This window comes from Kitasatospora sp. NPDC059146, assembly GCF_042786665.1.
Lineage (GTDB): Bacteria > Actinomycetota > Actinomycetes > Streptomycetales > Streptomycetaceae > Kitasatospora.
In genome coordinates this window covers 2728-28567 of record NZ_JBHZCY010000002.1, presented here as the reverse complement: position 1 = coordinate 28567, position 25840 = coordinate 2728, and the positions used below count along the sequence as shown (strand labels likewise).

At 75.2% G+C, this 25840-nt stretch carries 25 protein-coding genes; 11 read left to right on the top strand and 14 right to left on the bottom strand.

All coding sequences use genetic code 11. The features are described 5' to 3' along the window. The 4 genes from ACFXPX_RS01080 (at position 1) to ACFXPX_RS01065 (ending at position 5690) form a co-directional block, all read left to right on the top strand. Positions 1-1698, top strand: coding sequence for an amidohydrolase (locus ACFXPX_RS01080; protein WP_380638982.1), 1698 nt, complete (start codon positions 1-3; stop codon positions 1696-1698). A gap of 289 nt (positions 1699-1987) precedes the next feature. Next, entirely contained in the window at positions 1988-3385 is a 1398-nt protein-coding gene (locus ACFXPX_RS01075; protein WP_380593778.1) for an erythromycin esterase family protein, read from the top strand. Between the two features lie 144 nt (positions 3386-3529). Continuing rightward, positions 3530-4327, top strand: a complete 798-nt coding sequence (locus ACFXPX_RS01070) for a hypothetical protein (protein WP_380638980.1) — start codon at positions 3530-3532, stop codon at positions 4325-4327. A gap of 232 nt (positions 4328-4559) precedes the next feature. Further along, entirely contained in the window at positions 4560-5690 is a 1131-nt protein-coding gene (locus tag ACFXPX_RS01065; RefSeq protein WP_380639131.1) for an MFS transporter, read from the top strand. 68 nt (positions 5691-5758) lie between these two features. Here the strand turns inward: ACFXPX_RS01065 and ACFXPX_RS01060 are convergent, their stop codons facing one another. Further along, complete coding sequence (locus ACFXPX_RS01060) at positions 5759-6727, bottom strand: alpha/beta hydrolase (protein WP_375886068.1); 969 nt, start codon at positions 6725-6727, stop codon at positions 5759-5761. Positions 6728-6768: 41 nt separating this feature from the next. Between ACFXPX_RS01060 and ACFXPX_RS01055 the strand changes: the two genes are divergently transcribed. Further along, positions 6769-7251, top strand: a complete 483-nt coding sequence (locus ACFXPX_RS01055) for a MarR family winged helix-turn-helix transcriptional regulator (RefSeq protein WP_380593784.1) — start codon at positions 6769-6771, stop codon at positions 7249-7251. 69 nt (positions 7252-7320) lie between these two features. Here the strand turns inward: ACFXPX_RS01055 and ACFXPX_RS01050 are convergent, their stop codons facing one another. Further along, positions 7321-10440 carry a phosphocholine-specific phospholipase C gene (locus ACFXPX_RS01050; RefSeq protein WP_380638978.1) on the bottom strand — a complete coding sequence of 1040 codons (3120 nt, stop codon included), beginning with the start codon at positions 10438-10440 and terminating at the stop codon, positions 7321-7323. A gap of 299 nt (positions 10441-10739) precedes the next feature. Here ACFXPX_RS01050 and ACFXPX_RS01045 point away from each other — a divergent pair, with 299 nt between their 5' ends. Continuing rightward, entirely contained in the window at positions 10740-11183 is a 444-nt protein-coding gene (locus ACFXPX_RS01045; RefSeq protein ID WP_380638976.1) for a hypothetical protein, read from the top strand. 51 nt (positions 11184-11234) lie between these two features. On the opposite strand, the gene ACFXPX_RS01040 is transcribed toward ACFXPX_RS01045, so the two are convergent. Together ACFXPX_RS01040 and ACFXPX_RS01035 are read right to left on the bottom strand one after the other, a co-directional pair. Next, complete coding sequence (locus ACFXPX_RS01040) at positions 11235-11963, bottom strand: DUF2306 domain-containing protein (protein ID WP_380638974.1); 729 nt, start codon at positions 11961-11963, stop codon at positions 11235-11237. 65 nt (positions 11964-12028) lie between these two features. Next, positions 12029-13066: a medium chain dehydrogenase/reductase family protein gene (locus ACFXPX_RS01035; RefSeq protein WP_380524775.1), complete on the bottom strand. Its 1038-nt coding sequence runs from the start codon at positions 13064-13066 to the stop codon at positions 12029-12031. 112 nt (positions 13067-13178) lie between these two features. On the opposite strand from ACFXPX_RS01035, the gene ACFXPX_RS01030 reads away from it, so the two are divergent. Then, on the top strand, positions 13179-13820 hold the full coding sequence (locus ACFXPX_RS01030) for a TetR/AcrR family transcriptional regulator (RefSeq protein WP_380638972.1): 642 nt from the start codon (positions 13179-13181) through the stop codon (positions 13818-13820). A 105-nt stretch (positions 13821-13925) separates the two neighbouring features. Here ACFXPX_RS01030 and ACFXPX_RS01025 read toward each other — a convergent pair whose 3' ends face one another. Then, positions 13926-15140: an amidohydrolase gene (locus ACFXPX_RS01025; protein WP_380524777.1), complete on the bottom strand. Its 1215-nt coding sequence runs from the start codon at positions 15138-15140 to the stop codon at positions 13926-13928. Positions 15141-15259: 119 nt separating this feature from the next. Here ACFXPX_RS01025 and ACFXPX_RS01020 point away from each other — a divergent pair, with 119 nt between their 5' ends. Then, entirely contained in the window at positions 15260-15784 is a 525-nt protein-coding gene (locus ACFXPX_RS01020; protein ID WP_380524778.1) for an HPP family protein, read from the top strand. A 219-nt stretch (positions 15785-16003) separates the two neighbouring features. Here the strand turns inward: ACFXPX_RS01020 and ACFXPX_RS01015 are convergent, their stop codons facing one another. Together ACFXPX_RS01015 and ACFXPX_RS01010 are read right to left on the bottom strand one after the other, a co-directional pair. After that, entirely contained in the window at positions 16004-16786 is a 783-nt protein-coding gene (locus ACFXPX_RS01015; protein ID WP_380638970.1) for a maleylpyruvate isomerase family mycothiol-dependent enzyme, read from the bottom strand. A 1-nt stretch (position 16787) separates the two neighbouring features. Then, positions 16788-17327 (bottom strand): SRPBCC family protein, encoded by a 540-nt coding sequence (locus ACFXPX_RS01010; protein ID WP_375886039.1) that lies wholly within the window; start codon positions 17325-17327, stop codon positions 16788-16790. A 262-nt stretch (positions 17328-17589) separates the two neighbouring features. Here ACFXPX_RS01010 and ACFXPX_RS01005 point away from each other — a divergent pair, with 262 nt between their 5' ends. Further along, positions 17590-18561: a LysR family transcriptional regulator gene (locus ACFXPX_RS01005; RefSeq protein ID WP_380638968.1), complete on the top strand. Its 972-nt coding sequence runs from the start codon at positions 17590-17592 to the stop codon at positions 18559-18561. On the opposite strand, the gene ACFXPX_RS01000 is transcribed toward ACFXPX_RS01005, so the two are convergent. The 3 genes from ACFXPX_RS01000 to ACFXPX_RS00990 are packed head-to-tail and all read right to left on the bottom strand — an operon-like array spanning position 18536 to position 20541. Next, on the bottom strand, positions 18536-18937 hold the full coding sequence (locus ACFXPX_RS01000) for a hypothetical protein (protein WP_380527645.1): 402 nt from the start codon (positions 18935-18937) through the stop codon (positions 18536-18538). The genes ACFXPX_RS01005 and ACFXPX_RS01000 overlap by 26 nt on opposite strands. Before the next feature lie 18 nt (positions 18938-18955). Then, the gene (locus tag ACFXPX_RS00995) at positions 18956-19726 is read right to left on the bottom strand and encodes a GNAT family N-acetyltransferase (protein ID WP_380638966.1); all 771 of its coding nucleotides are present in this window, start codon (positions 19724-19726) and stop codon (positions 18956-18958) included. A gap of 50 nt (positions 19727-19776) precedes the next feature. Continuing rightward, complete coding sequence (locus tag ACFXPX_RS00990) at positions 19777-20541, bottom strand: crotonase/enoyl-CoA hydratase family protein (protein ID WP_375886029.1); 765 nt, start codon at positions 20539-20541, stop codon at positions 19777-19779. Positions 20542-20686: 145 nt separating this feature from the next. Here ACFXPX_RS00990 and ACFXPX_RS00985 point away from each other — a divergent pair, with 145 nt between their 5' ends. Then, positions 20687-22021, top strand: a complete 1335-nt coding sequence (locus tag ACFXPX_RS00985) for a PLP-dependent aminotransferase family protein (protein WP_380638964.1) — start codon at positions 20687-20689, stop codon at positions 22019-22021. A gap of 19 nt (positions 22022-22040) precedes the next feature. Here ACFXPX_RS00985 and ACFXPX_RS00980 read toward each other — a convergent pair whose 3' ends face one another. The 3 genes from ACFXPX_RS00980 to ACFXPX_RS00970 all read right to left on the bottom strand — a co-directional run bounded on the left by ACFXPX_RS00980 (position 22041) and on the right by ACFXPX_RS00970 (position 24764). After that, positions 22041-23066, bottom strand: coding sequence for a hypothetical protein (locus tag ACFXPX_RS00980; protein ID WP_380638962.1), 1026 nt, complete (start codon positions 23064-23066; stop codon positions 22041-22043). Between the two features lie 230 nt (positions 23067-23296). Then, a complete protein-coding gene (locus tag ACFXPX_RS00975) occupies positions 23297-23728 on the bottom strand; it encodes a DUF4240 domain-containing protein (protein ID WP_380527653.1) in 432 nt (143 codons plus the stop codon). A gap of 61 nt (positions 23729-23789) precedes the next feature. Next, positions 23790-24764 (bottom strand): helix-turn-helix transcriptional regulator, encoded by a 975-nt coding sequence (locus ACFXPX_RS00970; RefSeq protein WP_375886022.1) that lies wholly within the window; start codon positions 24762-24764, stop codon positions 23790-23792. A 110-nt stretch (positions 24765-24874) separates the two neighbouring features. Here ACFXPX_RS00970 and ACFXPX_RS00965 point away from each other — a divergent pair, with 110 nt between their 5' ends. Further along, positions 24875-25420 carry a DinB family protein gene (locus ACFXPX_RS00965; protein ID WP_375886020.1) on the top strand — a complete coding sequence of 182 codons (546 nt, stop codon included), beginning with the start codon at positions 24875-24877 and terminating at the stop codon, positions 25418-25420. A 50-nt stretch (positions 25421-25470) separates the two neighbouring features. On the opposite strand, the gene ACFXPX_RS00960 is transcribed toward ACFXPX_RS00965, so the two are convergent. Further along, positions 25471-25686 (bottom strand): heavy-metal-associated domain-containing protein, encoded by a 216-nt coding sequence (locus ACFXPX_RS00960; RefSeq protein WP_375886017.1) that lies wholly within the window; start codon positions 25684-25686, stop codon positions 25471-25473. Between the last annotated feature and the right edge of the window lie 154 nt (positions 25687-25840).

Below are 25840 nucleotides of genomic sequence, written 5' to 3'. Positions count from 1 at the left end.
GTGCGCACCTCCCTGGTCCTCCTCTCCGCCCGCCTGCTCGACCCCGCGTCCGGCGGCGTCCTCCCGCAGAGCGCGCTCGCCGTGGTCGACGGCCGGATCGCCGCCCTGGGCGACGACCGGACGATCCGCGAACTCGCCGACGCCGCAACGACGGTGATCGACCTCAAGGGCGCCGTGGTCACCCCCGGCCTGGTCGACGGCCACCTCCACCCGGTCACCGGCGCCGAGCTCACCCACGGCCTGGACCTCTCCGGCTGCACCGACCTGCCGTCCGTCCGCGCCGCCCTCGCCGCCGAGGTCGAGGGCCTCGGCCCGGGCGCCTGGCTGCACGCCTGGGGGCTGGACCCGAACGTCTTCGGCGACCGCCCGGTCGAGTCCGCCGCCCTGGCCCCCGTCCTCGACGGCGTCCCCGCGCTGCTCCAGCTCTTCGACGCCCACTCCATGCTCGCCAGCCCGCGCGCCCTGGAGCTGGCCGGCGTGGACGGTCCGCGCACCTTCGCCCAGGCCGCCGAGGTGGTCTGCGACGCCGCCGGCCGTCCCACCGGCCTGCTGCTGGAGGACGCGGCCTGCGAACTGGTCGAACGCGCCGCCCCCCGGCCGACCCGCACCGAGCGCCGTGAGCGCCTGGCCGCCGCCCTGCGCGCCATGGCCGCGAGCGGCCTCACCGGCGGACACGCGATGGACGCGGGCGGCGACAGCCTCGCCCTCTACGCCGAGCTCGACGAGGCGGGCGACCTGCCGCTGCGCCTGCGGGTCGCCCCCTGGTGCCAGCCCGGCGTGGACCGGCACGGGCTGGACGAACTGGTCGAACTCCAGAGCCGCAGCGGGAAGTTGTGGCGGGTGGACGGCGTCAAGCTGTTCATGGACGGCACGATCGACAACGGCACCGCCTGGCTGGAACACCCGGACTGCCACGGCGAGTCCACCCACGCCTTCTGGCCCGACCCGTCGCACTACACCCAGGTGATCGGGCAGCTGCACCGGGCCGGCGTACCGACGGCCACCCACGCCATCGGCGACGCCGCCGTCCGCCACGCCCTCGACGCCGTCGAGCAGGCCACCGCGACGGCCGGCACCGCGACCACCGCCCCGACCGCCACCGCGACCATCCCGGCCACCCCGGCCCCGGGAGCAGCCGCCCGAACCGCCCCCGTCCGGCACCGGATCGAGCACATCGAGACCGTCCCGGACGAGGTGGTGCGCCGCTTCGCCGAGCTGGGCGTGATCGCCTCCATGCAGCCCACCCACTGCTGCGACTTCACCCGCGCCGACCACACCGACAACTGGTCCCGCCGCCTGGGCGAGGAGCGCGCCGACCGGGCCTGGCGCTGCCGCGACCTGTGGGACGCGGGCGCCACCGTCGTCCTGGGCTCCGACTGGCCGATCGCCCCCTACCGGCCGCTGGGCGTCATGGCGGGGGCCCGCCACCGCCGCCCCACCCGCGACCTCGGCCAGCCCCCGCACAACCCCCGCCAGGCCCTCACCGCCCTGGAGGCGCTGCGCGCGATGACCGTCAACCCGGCTTTCGCGGCGGGTGAGGAGCAGGTGGCGGGCCGGATCGCGGTCGGCCACCGGGCCGACCTCACCGTCCTCGCCGCCGACCCGCTCACCACCCCCGCCACCGAGCTCGCCGAGGTCCCGGTCCTGCTCACCGTCCTGGACGGCCGCCCCACGCACCGCGCCGACCGGCTCTGCTGACCCCAAGCACCCCAAGCACCCCAAGCACCCCAAGCGCCCCAAGCACCCAGCGCACCCGGAGCAGGGCGTGCCCGACGCCCTCCCACCGCCTACCAGCCGCCCGCCCATCCGTCCAGGTGGCCCCAGGGGAACCGTCCAGGTGCCCCCAAGGGGCCCGGGTGGGTGGGGGCTGCCCCCCGAAGAACCTGGCGGCCCTCCCCAGCGCGCCCGACCCCCTCCTCGGCGGAGGATTCTCTCACCGGCCCACACCGCCGGACGAGTTGAAACGACAAGCCGTGGAGTAGCCATCATGACCGTGACCCGGACCCCGATCGACCGACGGACCCTGCTGACCGCCACCACGGTGACGGCGACGGCCGCCCTGCTCATCCCGGCGACGGCCGCCACCGCCACCGCAGCCACGGCCGGCACCGCGGCCGCCGGCCCGACGGCCTCCCGGCCGGTCCCGGAGACCGCGGCGGTCTCCGCCGAACTCGACCGGATCGCCCACCCGTTGCGCTCCACCGAGCCCGACGCCCCGGCCGCCGGGCTGCGGGCGCTGGGCGCGATGATCGGTGACGCCCGGGTGGTCGGCCTGGGCGAGGCCACCCACGGCTCCCACGAGTTCTTCACCATGAAGCACCGGGTGTTCCGCTACCTGGTCGAGGAGAAGGGCTTCACCACCTTCGCCCTGGAGGCCAGTTGGTCGGCGGGCCTGCTGATCGACGCGTTCGTGCAGGGCCAGGGCGACGGCGACGCCCGTACGCTGGTCCGCCGGGTGATGGCCGGATCGCCCTGGCAGCGGCGCGAGTTCGCCGACCTCATCAGCTGGATGCGGGCGTACAACCGGAGCGGCCCTCAGCACCCGGTCCACTTCGTGGGCACCGACCTCGGCTTCCCCGGGATCGGCGAGCAGCCCTTCTCCGAGGTCACCGCCTACCTGCGGAAGGCCGCCCCCGCCTCGCTGTCGAGCGTCGAGCAGTCCTACGCCGCCCTGCGGCCGTTCACCGACGCCATCGGCTACATCAGCCGCACCCCGCTGCCCGAGCGCCGGCGCAACGCGGACCTGGCGCAGCAGGCGCTGGACCTGGTCGCCGCCGCCGGCCGGGACGGCGACGCGGACTACGAGTGGGCCGTCCAGCACGCCCGCAACATCGCCCGGACCTTCGCCTTCACCACCATGCAGGTCGACGACAGCGGCTCCGTCGTCGCCGCCCAGGTGCTCCGCGACCGGGCGATGGCCGACAACACCCTGTGGTGGCAGCGCCGCCACGGCGGCAAGGTGCTGCTCTCCGCGCACAACGGCCACGTCGGCTACCGGTCCAGCGACCCGGTCCTCTACCCCACGCCGCAGGGCGCCCACCTGCGCGAGGCACTCGGCGCCGGCTACGTCGGCATCGGCTTCACCTTCGGCAGCGGCTCCTTCCTCACCGAGGCCGACCCCTTCGCCGACGACTGGCGCAGCACCACCGTGCCGCCGGCCACCCTCGGCATGAACGAGTACCTCCTCGACCGGGTCCGCCCCCGCGACTACTACCTCGACCTGCGCCAGGCCCCGCCCGCCGCCCGCACCTGGCTGGACACCGCCCGCCCCACCTACGACGCCGGCACGACCTTCACCAGCACGCCGCTGCCCACCCTCGCCCTCGGCGGCAGCTACGACGTGCTGATCCACCTCCACCGGGTCCGCGCGGCCGACAAGCTCTGAGCGCCCCCTCTCCCCCGGCCTCAGCCCGCGGCGCGCACCAACCGTTCCGCTGCGGAGGCGGTCTGACATGATCGTCCCCCCATCGTTCCCGGCGGCCCCACCCGGCCGGGGGCGACTCGACGGCGAGGAACAGCGGAACCGGTCATGAGCAGCAGGAACAGGTCGGCCCGCACCGCCCGGCAGTCCCGCACCGCCCGGCAGTCCCGCACCGCCCGGCAATCCCGCACCGCCCGGCAATCCAGCACCGCCCGGCAATCCCGCACCGCCCGGCAATCCCGCACCCCCCGGCAATCCGGCACCGCCCGACAGTCCGCCACCGCCCGACAGTCCGCCACCGCCCGGCAATCCGCGACCGCCCGACAGTCCGCCACCTCCCTGCGGCAACCGCAGAGCCGGGGCGCGGGCTTCCTGGCCCTGCTCGTCCTCGGTGCGGCGGCCGTCGCCCTCGGCCTCCTGGGCGGCCGGGCCGCCGGCACCGCCTTCGCCTACGCGGCCCGCCTCAGCGGCCGACCGGGCGAGCTGACCGTGGAGCGCTGCTGGGGCGACAACCCGGCGAAGCCCGGGCTGATCACCTCCTGCGCCGGCGCGTTCCGCTCCGACGACGGCCGAACGGTGGTCGAGGGCTCGCCGATCGACGGCGCCCACCACCTCGGCGCCGTCCTGCCCGTCGAGTACGGCGACGGCGGCTCCCACAGCACGGGCCTCGCCTACGCGACCGGCGACCTGGCCGGACTGCTCGCCGTGATCCCGGTCGCCGCGTTCGGCCTCTGGCTGCTCTGCCTGGCCGTCGGCACCCTGCCGACCGGCGGCCGGCTCCCGGCCGGGCTGTTCCCGCAGCACAACAAGGCGGTGCGCCGACTCCTGTGGGCCGGCCTCGGCTGCTTGCTGGCGGCCGGCGTCTGCCTGCTGGTCGGTGTCGTCGGCTGGGCCGCGACGCCCTGACCCGGCCCACGCACGGTCGGCCGCCGGGCCGACGGCGGTGCCGGGAGGCCCCGGAGGCGCCACCGTCCAGGTGCCGGGCGGGCGTACGGCCGGTCGGCCCAGTGCGCGCCCGTACGCCGTGGGCCCGTACGGCCCGGGTGCCTATCGTGGGTTGGTGACTGATCATCGGACTGCCGGTCCCGTCGTCTCCCCGGTGGGCTACCTGCTGGCCGCCTTCGCCTTCGCGGTCTGCATGACCGGGACCACCCTGCCCACCCCGCTGTACGGGCTCTACCAGGAGCGGATCGGCTTCTCCGAACTGACGGTGACGGTGGTGTTCGCCGTGTACGCCTTCGGGGTGATCGGGGTGCTGCTGCTGGTCGGGAACGTGTCCGACGCCGTCGGGCGCCGGCCCGTGCTGGTGTTCGGGCTGGTCGGCGCGGCCTGCAGCGCCGTCGTGTTCCTGGCCGCGGACAGCGTGCTGCTGCTCTGCCTGGGGCGGCTGCTGTCGGGGCTGTCGGCGGGGGTGTTCACCGGCACCGCCACGGCGTACGTGCTGGAGCTGGCACCGCCGGGCCGCCGGGGACGGGCGGGCTTCGTCGCGACGGCCGCCAACATGGGCGGCCTGGGCTGCGGCCCGCTGGTGGCGGGGCTGCTCTCCCAGTACGCGCCGTACCCCTTGGTGCTGCCCTTCGTGGCGCACCTGGTGCTGCTCGCCGCCGCCTTCGGCGTGCTGCTGCGACTGCCGGAGACGGTGGTCGGCGCCCGTCCGCTGCGCACCGCCCGACCGGTCCGGCCCAGCCTGCCGCCGGAGGTGCGGCGGGTGTTCGTGCCGGCCGGGATCGCGGCCTTCGCCGGGTTCTCCCTGCTGGGGCTGTTCACCTCGGTCGCCCCGGCCTTCCTCGCCGAGGGGCTGGACGTGCACAACCGCGCGGCGGTCGGCCTGATCGTCTCGTCGGCCTTCCTGGCCTCGACCCTCGGTCAGCTGCTCGTCCCCCGGCTGGGCACGGCGCGGGCCGTACCACTGGGCTGCCTGGTGCTGATCGCCGGTCTGGCGCTGCTGGCGGGTTCGCTGGCGTGGGCCGTCCTGGCGCTGCTGGTGTCGGCCGCGCTGGTGGGCGGCGCCGGGCAGGGCATGGGGCTGCGCGGCGCGGTGGGCGAGGTCGCCACCGCGAGCCCGGCGGAGCACCGCGGCGGGGCGCTCTCGGCCCTCTTCGTGGTCGGCTACTTCGGCATCTCGGTCCCGGTGATCGGCGTCGGGCTGCTCACCGGGCCGCTCGGGCTGGCCGACGCCGGCCTGGTGTTCGCCGCCTGCATGGGCCTGCTGGCCGCCGCCTCCGGCGCCTACCTGCTGCGCCTGGCGCGGGCCGGCGCCGCGGTCTGACCCCGACCCCGATCCCGACCCGCGCCTGCTCAGCCCCGGCCCGCGCCTACGCCGCCAGGGCTCCGCACCTACTCCACCGAGGTCCCCGCGGCGGTTCCGGCCCGCCCGGCCCGGAGCCGCTGGCGCAGGAAGAGGGCGGCGCGGTCGAGGGCCTCGTCCGCCTCGTCGAGGACGCCGGCGAAGGCCTGGAACACGTGCGGCACGTCGGCGGTGACGTCGAGGATGACGTCCACGCCCGCCTCGCGCGCCCGCGCGGCGAGGCGGGTGGAGTCGTCCAGCAGCAGTTCGTTGGCGCCGACCTGGATCAGCATCGGGGGGAACCCGGTCAGGTCGGCGTGCAGGACCGGGCTGAGCAGCGGCTGCCGCGGGTCGGCCCCGCCGAGGTACATGGCTCCGGTGCGGTCGAGGGCGGCGCGGGTGAAGATCGGGTCGATGCCCTCCTTGGTCCGGATGCTCTCGCCGCTCCGGGTGGCGTCGAGGCCCGGGGAGAGGACCAGTACGGCGGCGGGCAGCGGCAGGCCCGCGTCCCGGGCGGCGAGGCAGGTGGTGACGGCGAGTCCGCCGCCGGCGGAGTCGCCCGCGAGGACGATGGCGGCCGGGTCCCCGCCGCGGTCGAGGAGGGCCCGGTAGGCGCTCAGGCAGTCCTCGACGGCGGCCGGGAAGGGGTGCTCGGGGGCCAGCCGGTAGTCCGGTGAGTACGCCTCGACCCCGGTCCTGGCCACCAGGTTCCCGGTCAGCGAGAGGGCGGTCTCGGGGGAGCCGAAGACCCAGCCGCCGCCGTGGAAGTACAGGATCGTCGCGTCCGTCCCGCCTTCCGGAGCACGATCCGAACCGTCCCCCTCCGGGCCTTCGGGCCGGACCCGCAGGGCCGGCCGGCCGCCGAGGGTCGTCGGCTCGGTGCGGATGGCGTCGTGGGGCACGATCATCCCCGCCATCAGGGCCCGGAAGCCGGCCCTGATCTCCTCCACCGACCGGGGCCCGGTGGGCGCCGGCTGCCGCAGCATCGCGTCGACCCGGCTGCGCTGTTCCCTGCTCATGGCACACTCCTGACTGAGTAGCTTCCCGTACACTATATGCCGTGGAAGATACATTGAACGGCGCCCGCTCCGCAGCCGGCCTCGCCGGGTTCTTCGCCGACCTGGTGCGGTGCGAGACGCGGCTGTACAACGCCCTCAACGACCGGCTCCGCGAGCGGCACGGGATCGTCACCTCGCAGTACGAGTTCCTGGGCTACCTGCACCGGCACCCCGGGTGCCGGGTGGCCGACCTCGCCGCCGAGTTCGCCATCGGCGTCGGGGCGACCAGCAAGGGCGTCGACCGCCTGGAGAAGCAGGGGTGGGCCGCCCGGCGGCCGAACCCGGCGGACCGCCGGTCCTCGCTGCTGGTCCTGACCGACGAGGGCACCCGGCTCGTCGAGGCAGCGGAGCGGACCGTCACCGAGGGCCTGGCCGAGCTGCTCGCGGACACCCTCGACGCCGCCGCGCTGGCCGCCGCGGCCGGGGCCCTCGCCACCCTGCGCGCCGCCCTCGAACGCGACCAGGTCGGCATCCCCACGGGCTGAACCACCCTGCCCACGGCCGGAAGAGGCGACCGCGCCGGTCGCGACGACGACCGGCGCGGCGCGCCCGGCTCAGCCCGTGATCGGGCGGGTGTCCAGCCGGATGTGGTCCACCGCCCAGTACCAGTTGTTGCCCGCGTCGTACATCCGGAACTTCAACGTCACCGAACGCGCGCCCGCCGGCACCGCGAACTGCCGGACGACGTGGACGTTCTGGGCGTCCTTGCCCGCGTTGTCGTTGCCGGTGGCGTCCGCGCTGTAGAAGACCAGCCGGGTCTCGGTCCCGTTGTCGAACACCGCGGTGACGGCGGCCTTCTGCGGGGCCTCCTGGCGGTAGTGCGAGTCGAAGGCCAGGTGGAGGGTGGCGGTGCCGGCCGGGACCGGGACGGCGGGCGAGACCAGGGTGGAGTCGAAGACGCCCTTGCGGGACGGCGAGCCGGTGTCGTCCCAGTCGTCCGGGTCGGCGACGGCGACGACGCCCAGGGCACGGCCGAAGTTGCCGCGGTCCTGCCCGGCGGGCACGGTCCACTCGCGCTTGGTGTGGAAGGTCCAGCCCTGGAGCCGGACGGTGCCCTGCGGCATGCCGGGGGCGTTGACCACCGACCAGCCCTCGGGCGCCCGGGCGGTCCAGCCGAGCACGCCGCCCTCCGGCCGGAGCGCACCGGCCAGCGATTCGAAGTCCTCGTCCAGCAGGTGGCCGGTCATCACCGGGGCCGGGCGGGCGGCGAGTTCGCCGTCCGCGACGGCGAAGCGGCCGCCGGCCAGGGCACGGGCGGTGACCAGCAGGCGGTGGGTGGCGCCGGCGGGCAGCTGGGCGGGCGGGGTGACGTCCCAGACCGCGGTCGCGGTGGCACCGGCGGCGAGGGCGGCGGGCGGCGCGGTGACGGCGGTGGCCGTCCAGCCGGGCGGGAGCAGCGGCCGGGCCTCGAAGCGGGTGAGCGCCTCGGTGGCGGCGAAGGTCGCGGTGACCCTGGCCGGGCGGCCGGGCAGCAGGACCGGCTCGTCGATGGTGGTGGAGGCGGCGCCGAGGGCGACGTTCACGGTGAGCGGGTCGGCCAGGCCCAGGGCCGGGTCGGTGACGGTGCGGTCGTCCCACGGGAAGCGGCCGGCGATCCGGCGGCGGAAGCCCAGGTCGTCCAGGACGCCCACCGCGACGTCGTACCAACCCTCGGGCCCCACGGCGACGTTGACGGTCCGGTCGTCGCCGGCCGGGACCCGCACCTCGCGCAGTCCGTCACCGTAGGCGAGGTCGCCGACCAGGAAGGTCCGGGCGGTGCGCGAGCGGTTGATGACGTCGACCTCCAGCACCTTGCCGCCGCGCTCCTCGGAGAGCGACACCTCGTACGCCGAGTCGGTGTCGCCGCGCAGGTGCCACAGCGCGCCGTTGGGGCCGTGCACCCGCAGGTCGTAGCCCTGCGGCCCGACCTTCCAGACGTCCGACAGCCGGCTCTTCGCCGCCACCGTGTAGTACCGGGGCGCCTCGCCGGGGGCCGGGTAGAGAGCGAACACCGCGCCCTGGCGGCCCTGGTTGATGAAGTCCAGGGTCAGTTCGTCGCCCTTGAGCCGCGGCTTGACGAGCAGGTCGTACGGAGCGGGGCGGGCGGAGCGGGTGCCGCGCTGCTGCTGCGGGAAGGTCTGCGGGCTGGGCACGGTGGGGGCGGGCAGCTTGCCGCTGTCGACCACCTTCTGCCGGTTGCCGCTGGTGTCGGGCAGCTGCGGCCAGACGGGGTTGCGGCCGGAGAAGTCGAAGACCTGGGTCAGGTCGCCGCAGACCGAGCGCCGCCAGGGGCTGATGTTGGGCTCCTGGACGCCGAAGCGCTGCTCCAGGAAGCGCAGCACGGAGGTGTGGTCGTAGACGGTGGAGTCGACCACGCCGCCGCGGGTCCACGGCGAGACCACCACCATCGGCACCCGTACGCCCAGGCCCATCGGGTAGGGGCCGGAGAGCAGGGTCTCCCCGGCGGGCAGGGTGTCGGACCAGCCGAGCGTGCCGTCGGCGGCCTTCACCCGGTACCGGCCGTCCTGGCCGACCACCCGGTGGTAGGTCTTCCCGGCCTTGCCCACCCGGACCACGACCTCGCCGTCCACCGGCACGTTGGACCTGCCGCGCCCGGCGGCCAGCGGCGGGACGGGCGGCAGCTGGTGGTCGAAGAAGCCGCCGTGCTCGTCGTAGTTGAGGATGAAGACGGTCTTCTGGAACACCTCCGGCCTGGCGGCCAGCGCCGACAGCAGCCGGGCGGTGAGGTGCTCGCCGTTCGGCGGCGCGTAGTTGGCGTGCTCGGAGAGCGCGGCCGGGGCGACGATCCAGGACACCTGCGGCAGCCGGTCGGCCTGGACGTCGGCGGTGAAGGCCTCGACCAGGGCGTCGCCCATCGCGAACGGGTCGTCCTTCTTCGCCGGGTCGCCGACGGCCCGCATGCCGCGCTCGTACAGCGGCTCACCGGGCTTGGCCTTGACGAAGGGGGCGAACCAGGCGAGCGCGTTGTCGTCGAAGTTGTCGAGGGCCTGGTAGGTCTTCCAGCTGACGCCGGCCCGCTCCAGGCGCTCGGCGTAGGTGGTCCACTCGTAGCCGCCGGGGATCTCGGTGTTGTCGGTGACCGGGGTGTCCCGCACGGTGCCGCCGCTGGTCCCGGTCATCAGGTGTTCGCGGTTGGTGTTGGTGTTGCACTGCACGGACGCGTAGTAGGCGTCGCAGACCGTGAACACCGAGGCCAGCGCGTGGTAGAAGGGCATGTCCGCGGACTCGTAGTAGCCCTGGCCGAGCCAGCCGGAGGAGCGGCGGGTGACCGAGCCGTCGGCCCGGCCGTCGTTCCAGGCGTTCATCGAGTCGACGAAGCCGAAGGCGGGCGCGCCCTGCTGGTAGGCGTTGGTGTGGGCGGCGTTCATGGCGAAGGGCAGCAGGTGGCCCTCCTTGCGGCTCGGGTCCGGCTGGTGGAACACCGAGCGCCCGTCGACGCCGCGCACGGCGGTGCGGTCCCCGAAGCCCCGGACACCCGCCAGGGTGCCGAAGTAGTGGTCGAACGCGCGGTTCTCCTGCATGAACACCACGACGTGCTCGATGTCGGCCAGCCGTCCGGGCCGGGCCGGCGCGGCGAGCGCCTGCTGGACGCTGAGCGGGAGGGCGGACAGCACCGCGGCCGCCGCCGCGCCGCCGAGGAGGCTGCGGCGCGACAGTTCGGGCTTCGGACTCATGGGGTGGGGCTCCTTGCTGACGGACTGGGGGGCTCCGGCACCGGCCCGGGAGCGGCCGTTCGTGTCGGACCCGTCAGGTCTACGAGACCGAGGTGGACGCAGCGGCGGAGTCCGGTGTCCGGCCGGTGGCCGTCAAGAAACCCGGAGCTGTACAGACAACTTGACGCCCGATGATCAACCGCCGGACCGATGCGCCGACGGCCTCCACCGCGCCCGCGGCATCCTCTACGCTGACGCCAGGCCCGGGGCAGCAAGCCCCGGCCGCCGGACCGATGCGCACCGACACCGGGGGGAACCGCGTGATCCGTGTACAGCACCGCACCTACACCCTGATCCCGTGGCCGTGGCGGGTGATGTCCTGGGCCCAGGCGCCCGAGGGGCTGGAGTTCACCCTCTACGACATCGCCGACCCGGCCCTGCCGCCCCTGCGCGGCGTCGCGGTGCCCGGCACCCCGGAGGAGGCCGCCCGCTGGAAGGTCGGCCACGACGCCTACCTGAGCCTGCTGCGCGAGGCCGAGGAGACCGTCCGGCACGCCCACGGCGTGCGCTGCCGGCCCGGGTTCATGGTCGACATGCGCTCGGTGCGCCTGCGCCGCTACGACCTGCTGCCCCACCGCAGGTCCCGCTCCCGGCGGCTGTTCGCCGAGTGCCTGGACCGGATGCGCACCTACGAGGAGGCCTACCGGCCGATCCTGACGGAGATCGAGGCCCGCATCGCGGCGGCCGCCGCCGACACCGCCTGACCGACGGCCGGCCGGCTCGGCCCGGACGGCCGCTCGGGCCGGTCAAGCCGATCAGGCCCGCTGGGCCGTCGAGGCCGCCGTGCCCGCCGTGCCCGCGACGGCCACCGGGGCGGAAGCGTCGCGCCACCGGCGGGTCGAGCGCTCCAGCGTCCGGTGCACGATGACGTACTCCGCGACGAGCACGTTGCCCAGGACTGCCGCCCAGCCCGCCGCGGTGTACACGTCCCGGAACGTCAGGGACGGGACGACCTTCGCCAGCGCCAGGCCGGCCAGGAGGTAGATCCGCAGGGTCACCGCGGCGAAGGTCAGGGCGTAGTTCCGGATCATCCAGATCCGGTGCAGCTGCACCTCGCCGCGCCGGATCGTCCGGTAGGCCTGGCCCGCGGTGTACAGCCACGCCGCCGTCAGCAGAAAGAAGGCGACCTGGAGCGGGAAGCCGCTCGGCGACACCGTGCTGGCGTAGAGGGCCGCGGCCGAGGCGGCCACCACGGAGACCAGGTACACCCGGCCGGCGATCCGGTGCAGCCGGGGGTAGCGGGTCCGCAGGCGCGGCACGAACTGCAACGGCCCGATGATCAGCGTCAGTCCGGCCGGCCCCGCGTGGACGACGAGGCTCGCGTAGTAGCCGACGATGCTCCGGTCGATGGGCGCGTACGAGGATCCGGTCAGGTACGGCGGGACGAAGACGGCCGCGATGCCGACCGCCGACACCGCCATCAGGCCCCACAGGGACCACCACCAGCGGCGGCGGACGGTCCGGGCGGCAGCTGGGTCGACCATGGGTGGAGCTCCAATCCTGGTGCGGCAGAAGGGGTTTCGGGCGTCCGGCCGACGCCGGCCCCCGACTAGGGGACGATGACGACCTTGCCCGCGACGGTGCGCGACTCGGCCAGGGCGAGCGCGGCCGCGGCCTCGTCGAGCGGGAACTCGGCGGCGATCTGGGCGGTGAGCGTGCCGTCGGCGAGCAGGGCCAGCACCTGGGTGAGGTCCTCGCGCAGCCGGGCCCGGAAGGCCGCCGGGCGGCGCTTGCCCGCCCAGAAGTTGTAGAAGTGCGCGGACCGGCCGTTGGGCAGGTTGTTCCACAGCGCCAGCCGGGCGAACAGCTTCAACACCGGGAGCTGGGAGTTGCCGGCCTCGTCCTTGGTGGCGGCGGTGCCGTAGGACACCAGGACCCCGCCGCGGCGCAGCAGCGACCAGGACTGCTCCAGTCCGGCGCCGCCGACGTGGTCGAACACCGCGTCGACGCCGTCCGGCGCGAGCTCCCGGATGCGCCGGTACAGCTCGGGGTCGCGGTAGTCGACCGGGGTCGCGCCCAGGGCGCGGACGGTGTCGTGGTGCCGCCCGGAGGCCGTGCCGATCACCGTGATCCCGGCGTGCCGGGCCAGTTGGACCAGGGTCGAGCCGACGCCGCCGTTGGCGCCGAGCACGACGATCGTGCCGCCCCGGCGCACCTTCGCGGTCCGGTGCAGCATCTGCCAGGCCGTCACGCCGTTGACCACGACGGTCTCCGCGTCGGCGGCCGTCACGCCGTCCGGCACCGGGACGACGTCGGCGGCGTCGAGCAGCAGGTGGCTGGCCCAGGCGCCGGTCTTGGTGACGGCGGCGACGCGGCGCCCGACCATCGCGGGGTCGACGCCGGGGCCGGTCGCGACCACGGTGCCGACCACGTCGTAGCCGGGCACGAAGGGGAAGGGCGGCTGGTCGTAGTACTTGCCGCGGCGCATCTGCTGCTCGGCGAAGGAGACCCCGGTGGCGTCCATCCGGAGCAGTACGTGCCCCGCGCTCGGCGGCGGGAGGTCGCGGGTGCGCAGCCGCAGGCCGCTCGGCTCGACCTCGCCCGGCAGGACGACCTCGGTGGCGTGGGTGACGACGGCGTTGTTCACGGTGTGCTCCGTTCGGCTCTGCGGTGCGGTGGCTACAGCCGTAAAGTTACACACGTAAGCTCACGACTGACAAGAGCTGCCGTTCGTAAGTTTTCACCTGTAAGCTCACGCCATGGGAAACGAACCGAGCACAGCCCCCGTCCGCGCCCGCAACCGTCGCGGGGAAGGCGCCCGCCTGCGCGAGGACATCGTGGCCGCCGCGGTCGAACTGCTCGACGAGGCCGGCACCGAGACCGCCGTCACCCTGCGCTCGGTCGCCCGCCGGGTCGGGATCGCGGCCCCCTCGATCTACCGCCACTTCCCCGACCAGCCGGCCATCATGCTGGCCGTGGTGCGACAGGCCTTCGAACAGATGGAGGCCCGGCTGCGCACCGCCGTCGACGCGGCCGACGACGACCCCCGACAGCGGCTCACCGCCCTCTGCCACGCCTACCTGGCGTACTCCCGGGAGCACCCCGAGCGGTACCGCACCATGTTCGGCGGCGTCTGGGTGCCCGCGCTCCAGGACACCACCGTGACGCCGGAGGAGATGGGCACCCTCGGCCATGAGCTGCTGCAGCTGTTCGTCGAGACCCTGGAGGCGTGCGCGGCCACGGGCGCGTCCAGCAGCGACGACGCGTTCGCGGACACCGTGGCCCTCTGGCTTGGCCTGCACGGGCTGGCCCACCAGCGGGCGGTCACGGTCGCCTTTCCGTGGCCGGAGGGGATCGCCGACCGGCTGATCGTCACGCTGGCGCACCTCAAGGCCGAGTAGTCGGACGGCCGGACAGTCGGGCGCCCGGAAAGCCGGACGCCCGGCACCGGACGAACCGGTGCCGGGCGCGGGCAGGCGGGGGCCACGCAGGGGCGGGGCCGAAGGTCAGCCGGTGAACCGCCCCTCGCGGGCCACCACGCGCCCCGCCCGGACGACGAGTTCGCGCGGCGGGAGGTCGACCACGACCTGCGGCAGGCACTCGCCGGTCAGCAGCATGAAGTCGGCCGGCGAGCCGGGCGCCAGGGTCACCGGCGGCAGGTCGAGCAGTTCGGCGCCGCCGTCGGCGGCCAGGGCGAAGCAGTCGGCGAGCTGCCCGTCGGTGCGGGCGTCGGTGGTCCAGCCGAGCAGGTGGGCGCGGTGCAGCAGGTCCGCGTTGCCGTACGGGCTCCAGGAGTCGCGCACGCCGTCCGACCCGAGGCCGACCCGCACGCCGTGCTCCCGCAGGACGCGGAACGGCAGCACCTGGTGGGCCGAGGGCGCGACGGTGGTCAGCCCGACCCCCGACCCTGCCAGCAGCTCGGCCAGTCCGGCCAGCGGCGGGCCGGTCAGCTCGGGCACGCAGAAGGCGTGGCTCACCACCACGCGCCCGGCGAGACCGGCCGCCGCGGTCCGCGCGGCGATCTCGCGCAGTGGGCCGAGGCCGCGCTCACCCCGGTCGTGGAGGTGGATGTCGAGCCGCAGGCCGTACTGTTCGGCCAGGCCGAAGAGCAGGTCCAGCTGGGCGGGGCCGGTGCCGTCCGGGCCGCCGTCGAACCCGGCCGGGTCGATTCCGCCGATCGCGTCGATCAGCCCGCTCGCGGCCGCCTCGGCCAGCAGCTCACCCGCCCCGGGCGTGCGCCGCACCCCGTGCTGGGGGAAGGCGACCAGCTGGAGGTCCAGCGCGCCCGCCAGCCGCTCCCGCACCTCGGCGAGCCCGGTGACCCCGGCCAGGCCGAAGGCGGGCGCGACGTCCACGTGGGCACGGACGGCCCGGGTGCCACGGGTCACCGCGTGGGCGAGCAGCCGGTGGGCCCGCTCGGCGAGCGGGGTGCGCTGCCGCCGGTGGAGCTCGACGTCGCCCTGGACGTACTCGGGCAGCGAGCCGGCCGGGCGGCGGCTGTACCAGGGCTCGCCCCAGGCGGTCTTGTCGGGGTGGATGTGGGCGTCGACCAGGGTGGGCAGGGCGATCCGGCCGGCGCCCTCGACGATCTGCGGCGCCGCGCCGTCCGGGACGCGCTCGGCGAGGACGCCGTCCACGGCGACCAGGTCGACGGCCTCGGCGGCGCCGAAGGGGCGGACGTCCCGGAAGACGGTGACGGCCGGTGGGGTGGGTGCGATCACGTGGTGCTCCTCGGATCCCGTCTCGACTATGTGCCCAGCAGGCAAAACGTCCTACCTCTCCTTCAACAGTCTGTTTATCATCGGCGGGTCCCCCGTCTTCCACCCGGAGCCACCCGCACATGCCCGCCCCGCCGTCCCCACCGCCCGCCCCCGGCATACCGCCCGCCACCGGCGCCCGCCCGCGGCCGCACCCGCTGCACGTGCTGCGGGACTCCGTCTACGCCGTCGGCGCCCTGCTCGTGCTGGTCGGGATCGGCGTGCTGCTCCACCAGCCGCTGCTGATCCCGCCCCTGGCGGCCAGCGCCGCACTGGTGCACGGCGCACCCGGGCTGCCGATCTCCCAGCCGCGCAACCTGATCGGCGGCCAGCTGCTGTCCGCCACGCTCGGCTACGCCACCCTGGCCGTCACCGGCAGCACCGCCTGGGGCGCGGCGATCGCCGCCGGACTCGCGCTCGGCGCGATGCTGCTCACCCACCTCTCGCACTCCCCCGCGGCGGCCACCGCCGTCATCGTGGTCCTGCAAGCCCCGCACCCCGTGCCCTTCCTGCCGCTGCTCGTCCTGGCCACCACCCTGCTGGTCGCCGTCGGCCTGCTGCCGGGCCGGATCGGCGGACACCCGGTCCGCTACCCACTCTCCTGGTGAACGGCGTACGGCGGGATCAACCGATCGGTCGACCCCGCCGTACGCCGTTCCGCTCCTCCGGGCCCGTCCCGAACAGCCCCTGGCCGGTCACCGGCATCACCCGTGCTGATGCCGGGCACCCGCCCTCCGACGCCCCCGCCCGCGCCCGCGCCTCCGCCTCCGCCTCCGCCTCCGCCTCCGCCTCCGCCTCCGCCTCCGCCTCCGCCTCCTGAGCGGACCTCACCCCCAGCCGGGCACCGGCGGCAACGGCCAGGCCGGCAGCACCGCGGGCGCCGGCAGCCCGCCGTCCACCCGCAGGGCCGCCAGCGGGCCGCGCCCGGCGAACCAGGCGAGCAGCGCGTGCCCGGGACCGCTCACCACCGGGCCCGTCCCGCCGATCGCCCAGCCGAGGCCGAGGTCCTCGGCCTCCACCCGGGCCAGCGGCACCGCCCGTACGGCCAGGGCCGCGGCCGTCTCGGCCAGGGCCGCCCGGACGAACGCCGCGGGCCAGTCGGCCGGCCCGCGGCCGAGGCCCAGGTCGACCGCGTGCACCTCCAGCTCCCGCCAGGCCCGCCACAGCAGGTACCAGGCCGGGTGCCGCCAGCCCGCCAACGCCGGGACCAGGACGTCCCGGCGCCCGGCGGGCAGCTCGGCCGCGTCCCGCAGCAGCCCGTCCAGGCTGTCCCGCAGGTCGGCGGTCAGCGCTCCGGCGGCGCGCCCCGCGCCCGCGCGCAGTTGCCGGTCCAGCTCGGCGGCGTCGGCGCGCGGCCCGGGGGCGCGGCCGGTACGGGCCAGGGCGAGCATCCAGCGGTAGGCGTCGGCGCTGCGGGCGAGGTGGGTGAGCAGATGGCCCCGGCTCCAGCCGGGGAGCAGCGAGGGCTCACGGGCCTGCCGGTCGGTCAGCGGCGCCAGGTCCGCGCACAGGCGTGCCGCCGACGCCCGGACCTCCGCGAGCAGCCCGTCGGGGTCCAGCGCACGCTCCAGCTCCGAACGTTCCAGCTCCGTACGTTCCAGCTCCGACACCTCAACCCACGCTCTCGGCCGCCGACTTGATGCCCTCCAGCGTCGCCGTCATCCCGGTCCGCAGCTCCCCCAGGCGGAAGGCGACGATCTTCTCCTCGGCCTCCGGCCGGGCGTCGATGGCCCGGGTGACCCCGCTGCGGCCCGGGCCGAGCAGCACCGAGTGCCGCACCCGGGTACCGCCGTCCTCGGGGCGCAGCTCGAAGCGCCACCGGGCCAGCGCACCGGTCGCGTCCGTCACCGGGGTGCCGAAGCGGCCGTCCACGTCCAGGACGGCCCAGGCGAAGGCGCGGTGCTCGACCAGCTCCACCACCTCGGAGACCGTCCGCCAATCGGGCATGCCCGCCCGGCGGTTGTACCCCTCGAAGCGGGCGCCCGGCGCGGGGCCGTCCGCGCCGGCCGCGCCGTCCAGCCAGGCGGTCCGCTGGAGCTCCGGGCTGTGCCGGGCGGGCAGCGCGATGTCGGTGACCAGCGCCCAGACCCGCTCCACCTCCGCCCGGACGAACACCTCGCAGTCCGTACCGGGACCATCGGCGTACCGCATGTTCCGTTCCCCTCCACTGCCCGACGTGACCGTGGGCCCGCGGGTACCTACGGGTCGGCACCCGCCCCGCCCCCGCCTCTACGCGTCCGGAGCGCCGCGAAGGCAGCGGGCGGGTTGCCGCCCTCCTGCGGGCCCTGCCGTCGATGATCGAGGCTGCCGGACTTCCAAGTCAATCCGCTGATTTCCTGGGGAACTTCCAAGGTCGGGCTTGGGTCGGGCCCCTTCTCGTGCCGTCCCGGACCCGGCAGTACCCTGGGCGTTCGTGACCCTCGACGACCTCCGCGTCTTCGCCGCCGTCTGCCGGGCCGGCTCGCTCAGCGCCGTCGCCCGCGACCTGGCGTGCAGCCAGTCCGCCGTCAGCCAGCACGTGAAGCGGCTGGAGCGCGAGCTGGGCCTCACCCTGATCGATCGGCACCCGCGCGGCGTGGTGCCCACCCAGGCCGGACGCCACCTGCAGACCGCCGTGGCCAACGGACTGGGCGGCATCGACCACGCGCTGCGCACCATCGCCGAACTCGCCCGCGGCGAGGGCGGATCGGTGCGGATCACCACCGGCGCCACCAGCATCCGGCACTTCATGTCCGCCGCCGTGGTCGACTTCCGCGAACGGTTCCCGCAGGTCAGCCTGGAGTTCCAGACCGGCGTCTCCAGCCGCAGCTGTCTGGACGCGCTCACCGCCGGCCAGGTCGACCTGGCCTGGATCACCCTGGGCACGCCCGTCCGCGGCATCGAGCAGCGTCCCGTCGCCGACCTGCCGTGGGTGCTCGCCGTGGCGGCCGCCGACCCGCTCGCCGCCCGGGAACGCATCGAACCCGCCGACCTCCAGGACGCCCGGCTCATCGGACTGCCGCAGAACTCGGTCTCCCGCTCCCAACTGGACGACTGGCTCGGCAAGTCGGGCATCCGCCCGGTCTTCGACACCAGCGTCACCGACTGGGACACGGCCATCCTGCTCGCCGAACTCGGCCTCGGCCACGCCGTCGTCCCCGCGCTCCCCGAGTGGCAGGGCCCCGGCCACCCCGGGCTCCGGCTGGTCCCGCTGCCCGACCTCCCGGGCCTCACCGTCGGCTGGGCCGCGCGCGAGTGGCTCACCCTGGGACCGCTCGCCCGGGCCTTCGCGGACACCGTCGCCGACCACTGCGGGCGGGCGGCGGCCGGGCCGGTCAGCCCCGCGGCCCCCTGTCGTACGCCGCCCGCGCCCCGGCCGGCTACTCCCCGCCCGAGTACTCCCTGACCGACCGCAGCCCGCCGCCGCCCAGGAGACGGGCCACCGGCAGGCCCTCGTCGCGGGACGTCACCGCCGACAGCCGCGCGAACTCCTCGGGCAGGACGTCCAGCAGGCTCAGCACCTGCTCGCCGGTCCGCAGTTCCAGCACCAGCTCGCAGCGCAACCGGGCCGGCAGTTCGGGACGGTGGGACAGCCCGTGCCACAGCGCCGCCCGCAGGTAGTGCCGCCCGTCGGGCGCCGCGTGCGCCCTCAGCCACGCCGGGTCCAGCCGCTGGGAGAGGCCGAGATCCACGGCGCGCTCCTCCAGTCGCAGCAGCGCCGGGGTGTCGACGGCCATCAGGTCACGGGGCAGGGCCCGTTCCGTGTTCAGGTCACCGTCCAATCGCCTGTCCCCCGGTCGTCAGCTCGTCTGGAAGGACAGGTTGCGGCCGATCTCGACGAAGCCCCGGCGCGCGTACCACGTGCGCGGCCAGTCGACCGCGTCCGCGAGCAGGAACAGCCGCGGGATCCCGGCCGCCGCCGCCAGGGCCAGGCCGCTGGCCAGCAGGGTGTCCCCGTGACCGGCCCCGCGGTGCGGGATCGCGGTGACCAGGTCCTCCAACTGCGCCAGCCCGGCGGCCGGTTCGAGGTAGAGGTCGACCCAGGCGGCCACCTCGCCGTCCGCCGCCCGGGCCGCCAGGAAGTGCACCTGCTCGGCGCCGCGCCGCCTGGCCGGTCGGCGGTCGGTGAGCTGGCGGAGCAGCTCCGCCTCCTCGTACCACTCCCGCTGCTGCCGCAGGACGGGCTCCCGCAGTTCGGCGAACTCCGTCGGCAGGGCGGCCGGTTCGGGCAGTGCGCAGCCCGCCGTGCCCCTGGCCATGACCACCACGGCGCTGCGCGCGTACCCGGCCCCGGCCAGTACCGGCGCGGCCCGCTCGCCCCACGCCTCGTCCAGCACGGTGATCGCGTACTGCCGGCGCTGCCCGAGCCAGCGCGCCGCCAGCCCCGGCAGGGCCGCCGGGTCGGTGCCCGGCCCGGTGACGATCAGCTGGTTGTGCTCGTGGGAGCCCACGAACTCGGGGTTCCGTACGGCGAAGACCCCTGGGAACTCCGGCAGTTCGATGACCTCGGCCGCCTGGCGGCGGGCGAAGGCGACGTGGAAGGCGGCTACCCGCTCGAACAGATCGGACATCCCGCCATGATCGCCCGGCCCGCCACCGTCGGCCAAGCGAATATCCGGCCTCAGGTCCGGTCGAGGAACCGCCGGATCCCGTCCCGCACACCGTCCGTCGGCACGGTGGCGGCGAAGGCCGCCGCCTCCACCGCGAGGCCCTCGTCGATCGGCAGGTTGATCCCGCGGGTGACCGCCCGCAGGCAGGCGGCCACCGCGGTCGGCGCGTACCGGATGATGCGGTCCGCCAGGTCCCGTGCCTCGTCGAGCAGTTCACCGGCCGGGACGACCGCGTTGACCAGGCCCAGCTCGGCCGCCCGGGCGGCCGGGACCGGGTCCCCGGTGAGGATCAGCTCCAGGCCGCGCTTGCGGCCCACGTGGCGCGGCAGCCGCTGCGAGCCGCCGAAGGGCGGCGGGAAGCCGAGCGCGATCTCCGGCTTGGCGAAGCTGGCGTGCTCCGCCGCGATCGCCAGCGGCGCCGCCTCGGTGAGCTCGCAACCCCCGCCGTACGCCAGCCCGTTGACCGCGACGATGACCGGCTTGGGGAACTCCTCGATCCGCCGGGTCAGGGTGTGGCCGCGGCGGACGAACTCGCGCAGCGCCCGCTCCGGCCCGCCCGCGATGCTGGCCGCCAGCGACGGGATGTCCGCGCCCGCGCTGAACGCCCGCTGCCCGGCCCCGGTCAGGATGACGGCGCGGACGCTGTCGTCGGCGTCGATCCGGTCGAGTGCGGCGAGCAGCGCGTCGATCGTCGGGTAGTCGAGGGCGTTGAGCTTCTTCTCCCGGTCGATGGTGAGGGTGACGACGTGCTGGTCCCGCTCGCTGTGGACGGTCATAGCCGCTGGTTCCCTTTCGACGTGGTCGCTTCGGTCACTGCCCGAGCGAGGCTAGGAAAGGTGGTCCAGGACAATCCAGTAATTGTCCTGGATACACTTCCCCCTCCCCCGCCCACGCCTTCGAACCACGGAACGGCAGGCCCCCGTGCGACCTCCCTCCTACAAGGCCGTCGTCGACGAGTACGCCGCCGCGATCCGCTCCGGCGCCCTGCCCGCCGGCACCCGGCTGCCGACCCACCGCGCCCTCGCCCGCGACCGCGGCATCGCGCTCGCCACCGCCACCCGCGTCTACGCCGAACTCGGCGCCGCCGGGCTGGTCGTGGGCGAGCAGGGCCGCGGCACCTTCGTCCGGGTCCGCTCCGGCTACGACGGCCTCGAACCCTCCCGCGTCCTCCCGGTGCCCCGCACCGCCGACCTCTCCTTCAACCAGCCGCTCGCCCCCGACCAGGGCGACCAGCTGCGCCGGGCGCTGCGCGCCCTCGCCTCCTCCGGCGACGCCGAGGCCCTGCTGCGCCAGCACCCGCCCGGCGGCCACCGGCACGACCGGGCGACCGTCGCCCGCTACCTGCTGGACCGCGGCGTCGACACCGCCCCCGACAACGTCCTGCTCACCAGCGGCGCCCAGCAGGCCCTCGACTGCGTCCTGCGCACCCTCACCCGCCCCGGCGACGTCCTCGCCGTCGACGCGCTCAGCTACCCGGGCGTCAAACTCCTCGCCGCCGCGCACGGACTGGACCTCGCCCCCGTGCCCGTCACCCCCACCGGGCCCGACCTCGACGCCCTCGACCGGCTCTGCCGCAGCCGCCCGGTCCGCGCGGTCTACACCGTCCCGACCGTCCACAACCCGCTCGGCTGGGTGCTCGACCGCGGCCAGCGGCAACGCCTCACGGCCCTCGCCGCCGCCCACGACTGCACCCTGATCGAGGACGGCACCTACGCCTTCCTGGAGGCCTCACCGCCCCCGCCGCTGCACGCCCTCGCCCCCGACCGCACCTGCTACGTCGCCGGCCTGTCCAAGAACGTCGCCCCCGGCCTGCGGTTCGGCTTCGCCGTCCTCCCCGACCGCCACCTGCGCTCCGCCACCACCCAGCTGCGCGCCGCCGCCTGGGGCGCCCCCGGCCTGATCACCGCCCTCGCCACCGGCTGGCTCGCCGACGGCACCGTCACCCGCCTCGAAGCCCGGCGCCGCGCCGACGCCGCCGAGCGCCAACGGCTCGCCCGCACCGCCCTGGCCGGCCTCGCCGTCACCGCCCACCCCGCCTCCTACATCCAGTGGCTCACCCTGGAACCCCACCAGCGCCCCGACCGGGTCGCCGCCCTGCTCGCCGCCGAGGGCATCCTCGTCTCCACCGCCGACGCCTTCGCCACCGGCCCCCACCACCCCAACGCCATCCGCCTCGCCCTCGCCAACCCCCCGCTGCCCGAACTCCCCGCCGTACTCGGACGCCTGCGCGCCACCATCGAGTCCATCGCCCCGTAGTGGCGGCGGCCCGCCGCCACTACGGCTCCGGCGGCGCCTCGTGCAGATAGCCCGGGTCGAACCGGTGCACCGACGGCAGCAGGCGCGCGTCCGGGCCCGCCGCCTCACGCCCGTCCTGGCGACGCCCGTCCTGCCGGGCCAGTTGGGCCTTGGCCGTGCGCAGGACGTCGGACGGATCGGGATCGTCGTCACGCCTGTCCAGGTGCCAGTACCGGTCCTGGGTCAGCTTCCCGGCCTTCCGCACGCACGAACGCAACCTGGCCCGGGCCACGACGGGGTTCCCGACCCGGAGGAAGTGCTGGGCCAGCCACAGCTGACGCAGGTCGGGGCGGTCCACCCGCAACCGCACCATCGCCGCCACGTCCGGCTCCGCACCGGCGAGGACGGCCCGGCAATCCAGGTAGAACAACTGCTCGTGGTCGAGGGCGGGATGCAGCTCACGGGCCGTCCTGAGGGCGTCGCGCACCTGCACCCGGTCGCCGACCTCCGCCACCCGCAGCAGAGCGAGGTACACCACCCGCTTCCGCACGTGCGGACAACCGAGGTCGTGCGACCGGGCGAAGTGCCGGTCGGCCAGCTCCAGGTCACCGTCCTCGACCGCCCGGTACCCGAGATCGCACCACCAGTCCGCCTCCGAACCCAGCGGGCCCACCGCCATCAGCAGCTCCATCGGCGGGTGCTCCGGGTGGTACTCCATCAGCATGTCGCGCACCTCCGGGGCACTGCGGTGCTCCCGAAGCGCCGGTTCCCCCCGGTACAGGTCGGTCAGCCGGGCGGCCAGCGACCGGCCGGTCGTGGCCAGGGCCTCCCGCAACCGTTCGTAGGCACCTCGCTGCAAACGGCCCTGCCGCCCGGAACGGACCCACCGGGCCAGCGCCTCGTCGACGAACTCGCCGGTCGCCACGTCCAACCCGTCCACCACCGCGTCGGCGAGCGCCGTCAGCGCCAGGTCCGCATCCTCCTCCACCGCCCGCAGCCACTGCCGACGTACGAGCGGCAGCCGCCGAGCCCGCCGCCTCCCCGACAGGGTGAGGAGCTGGAACACCCCCTCCAGCCTCAGCTCCGCCGCCCGCACGTACCTGTGGTCCGCCTCCCGGAACACCCTCCTGACCCGCCACACCCTGACCCGCCCCACACCCACCCCTATCCACCCCACCGGCCAGCGTAACGACCGTACGAATCCCGGCAGTTCCAGCCCCACCCCACGGGAGGACCACCCCACCACAGCCCCACCCCGCACAGGAAGTCGATCGGGCCGACTTCCTGTTCCGTGGCTCAACGGCCGGCCCAGCCCTCAGCGTTCGAGAACGACTCGTAGCTGTGGCGCGTGGAGCGCCCCCACTCGCGCCCGGTGAGGCGCCGGTGGGCCCGGTCGGGGACGTGCAGCAGGGGCTCGGCCCAGACCAGGTCGCTGGCGTACGGGTGGAACCGGGCCGGGTCGCCCAGCACGGCCTCGTACTCGGCCCGGCCTGCGGCGACGACGGCCGCGCGGGTGTACAGGAATGCATCGCCCGACAGGTCGACGCCGTACTCCCGGCGATCGAGCCGGTACAGGACGGTGGCCAGCTGTTCGGCGAACCCGATGCAGGCGGGCAGCCCGGCGGCCGTCAGCCGCCCCTCCAGCGCGGCAGCGAGCCGTTCCGCATCGGGGTCGGGCCAGGCCGGTCGACACTCCTCGATGAGCCGCCAGAACTCGTCCTCGTTCACGCCTGGCAGCATGAACCACCACACCGACAATCCCGCACCGAAAGTCGATCGGGCCGACTTCCTACTCCTCCGCGGCGCCTTCCGCCGCCCGGCCGAAGCGGGTGGACCATTCCGCGATGAGGGTCCGCAGCTCCGGCGGGTGGACGACCTGGAACTCGGCGCCGAGGGAGCCCAGGGCCATGGCGGGCCAGTCCAGGGAGTCGGCGGTCATCCGTAGGCGGCAGCGGGTGGCGTCCACCGCCTCGACGTCGCCCCAGCGGCCGACGTGGGCGCGGACGCGGTCGGCGGGCGCCTCCACCAGGGCCTCGACGCGGTTGGGGCGGGGCATGGCGCTGAGGCCCGCGCGGACGAACTCGGCGGCGTCGGCGGCCGGGAGGGTGCGGGGCGCGAAGCGGGCGCCGGTGGCCTCGGCGGCGGTGAGGCGGTCGAGGCGGAAGGTCCGCCAGTCGCCGCGGTCGAGGTCGTAGGCGACCAGGTACCAGCGCCGGTCGAGGCAGACCAGCCGGTGCGGCTCGACGTGCCGCTCGGTGCGCCGCGCGGAGGCGGCGGTGTACGAGAAGCGGATCCGTTCGTCGTCCCGGCAGGCCAGGGCGACGGCGGTGAGGGCGTCGGGGTCGACGCGGGAGGCGGGGGCGGTGCCCCAGTCGACGGGGACGGTGACGGCGCGCAGCGCCTCGACCCGGCGGCGCAGCCGGCCCGGCATCACCTGCACGACCTTGGCCAGGACCCGGACGGAGGCCTCGGCGACCCCCTCCACCGGGCTGTCGGCCGCCGCCTGGAGTCCGACCGCGAGGGCGACCGCCTCCTCGTCGTCGATGACCAGCGGGGGCAGCGCCGCACCCGCGGCCAGCTGGTAGCCGCCCTCGACGCCGCGCTGGGCCTCGACGGGGTAGCCGAGGTCGCGCAGCCGGTCGATGTCGCGGCGCAGGGTGCGGACGGAGACGCCGAGCCGGTCGGCGAGTTCCTCGCCGGGCCAGTACCGGTGGGTCTGGAGCAGGGAGAGCAGTCGCAGGGTCCGGGTGCTGGTGTTCGCCATGTCCCGATTCTGGCCGCAATTCAGGACAGGAAGTGGCCGCAATGCTCCGTAATGTGGTTCTCGTCCGAGGGAGCAGCACCCGAGCAGGACCCGAACGGAAGGCCAGAGCCATGACCACGACCACCACCCCCGACGCCACCGCCCCCGTCACCGGCGAGCGCGCCGACCTCCTGGTCGCGCTGGAGAAGCAGCGGCACTTCCTGCGCTTCACCACCCGCGACCTCACCGACGAGCAGGCCGGCCTGCGGACCTGTGCGAGCGAGCTGTGCCTGGGCGGTCTGGTCAAGCACGTGACCACGGTGGAGCGGCTGTGGGCGGAGTTCATCGTGGAGGGCCCGTCCGCGATGCCCGACTTCTCCGCCATGACCGAGGCCGACTTCGCCCGCCGCGCCGACGAGTTCCGGCTCCTGCCGGGCGAGACGCTGGCCGGGGTGCTGGCGGAGTACGCCGAGGTGGCCCGCCGGACGGACGAGCTGGTGGCCACCCTGCCGGACCTGGACGCGACCCAGCCGCTGCCGAAGGCGCCCTGGTTCGAGGCGGACGCCGAGTGGTCGGCCCGCCGGGTGCTGCTGCACGTCATCGCCGAGACCGCCCAGCACGCGGGCCACGCCGACATCGTCCGCGAGTCGCTGGACGGCGCGAAGAGCATGGGCTGAGCCGGGTGGGGCCCGCCGTAGCAGGACGGCGGGCCCCGGCCCGTCCGGGGTCAGATCTCGTCGACGAGGGTGAAGCCGGCCCCGTCCACCACACTGCGGACCGCCGCCGTCTCCAGCGGCTGGGCAGAGGCCACGGTGACCCGTCCGCTCGGCGCGTCCGCGACGACCTCGGTGACCCCGGGGATGGCGGCGAGCCCGGCGCTGACGGTCCTCTCGCAGTGGCCGCAGCTCATGCCGTCGACGGTGAGGACGGTGGTGATGGACATGACGGTGCCTCCGGTTACGGGTCGTGGTGCGGGTGGTCGTCGTGCGAGTGGTGGGGGGGGTGCGGCGGATGAGCCCCCCCCCCAACACCCGCTATCCCCGGGCCACCCCACGGAAAACCCCCCCCGGGGGGACCCAGCCGTGCTGGAGGGCCCC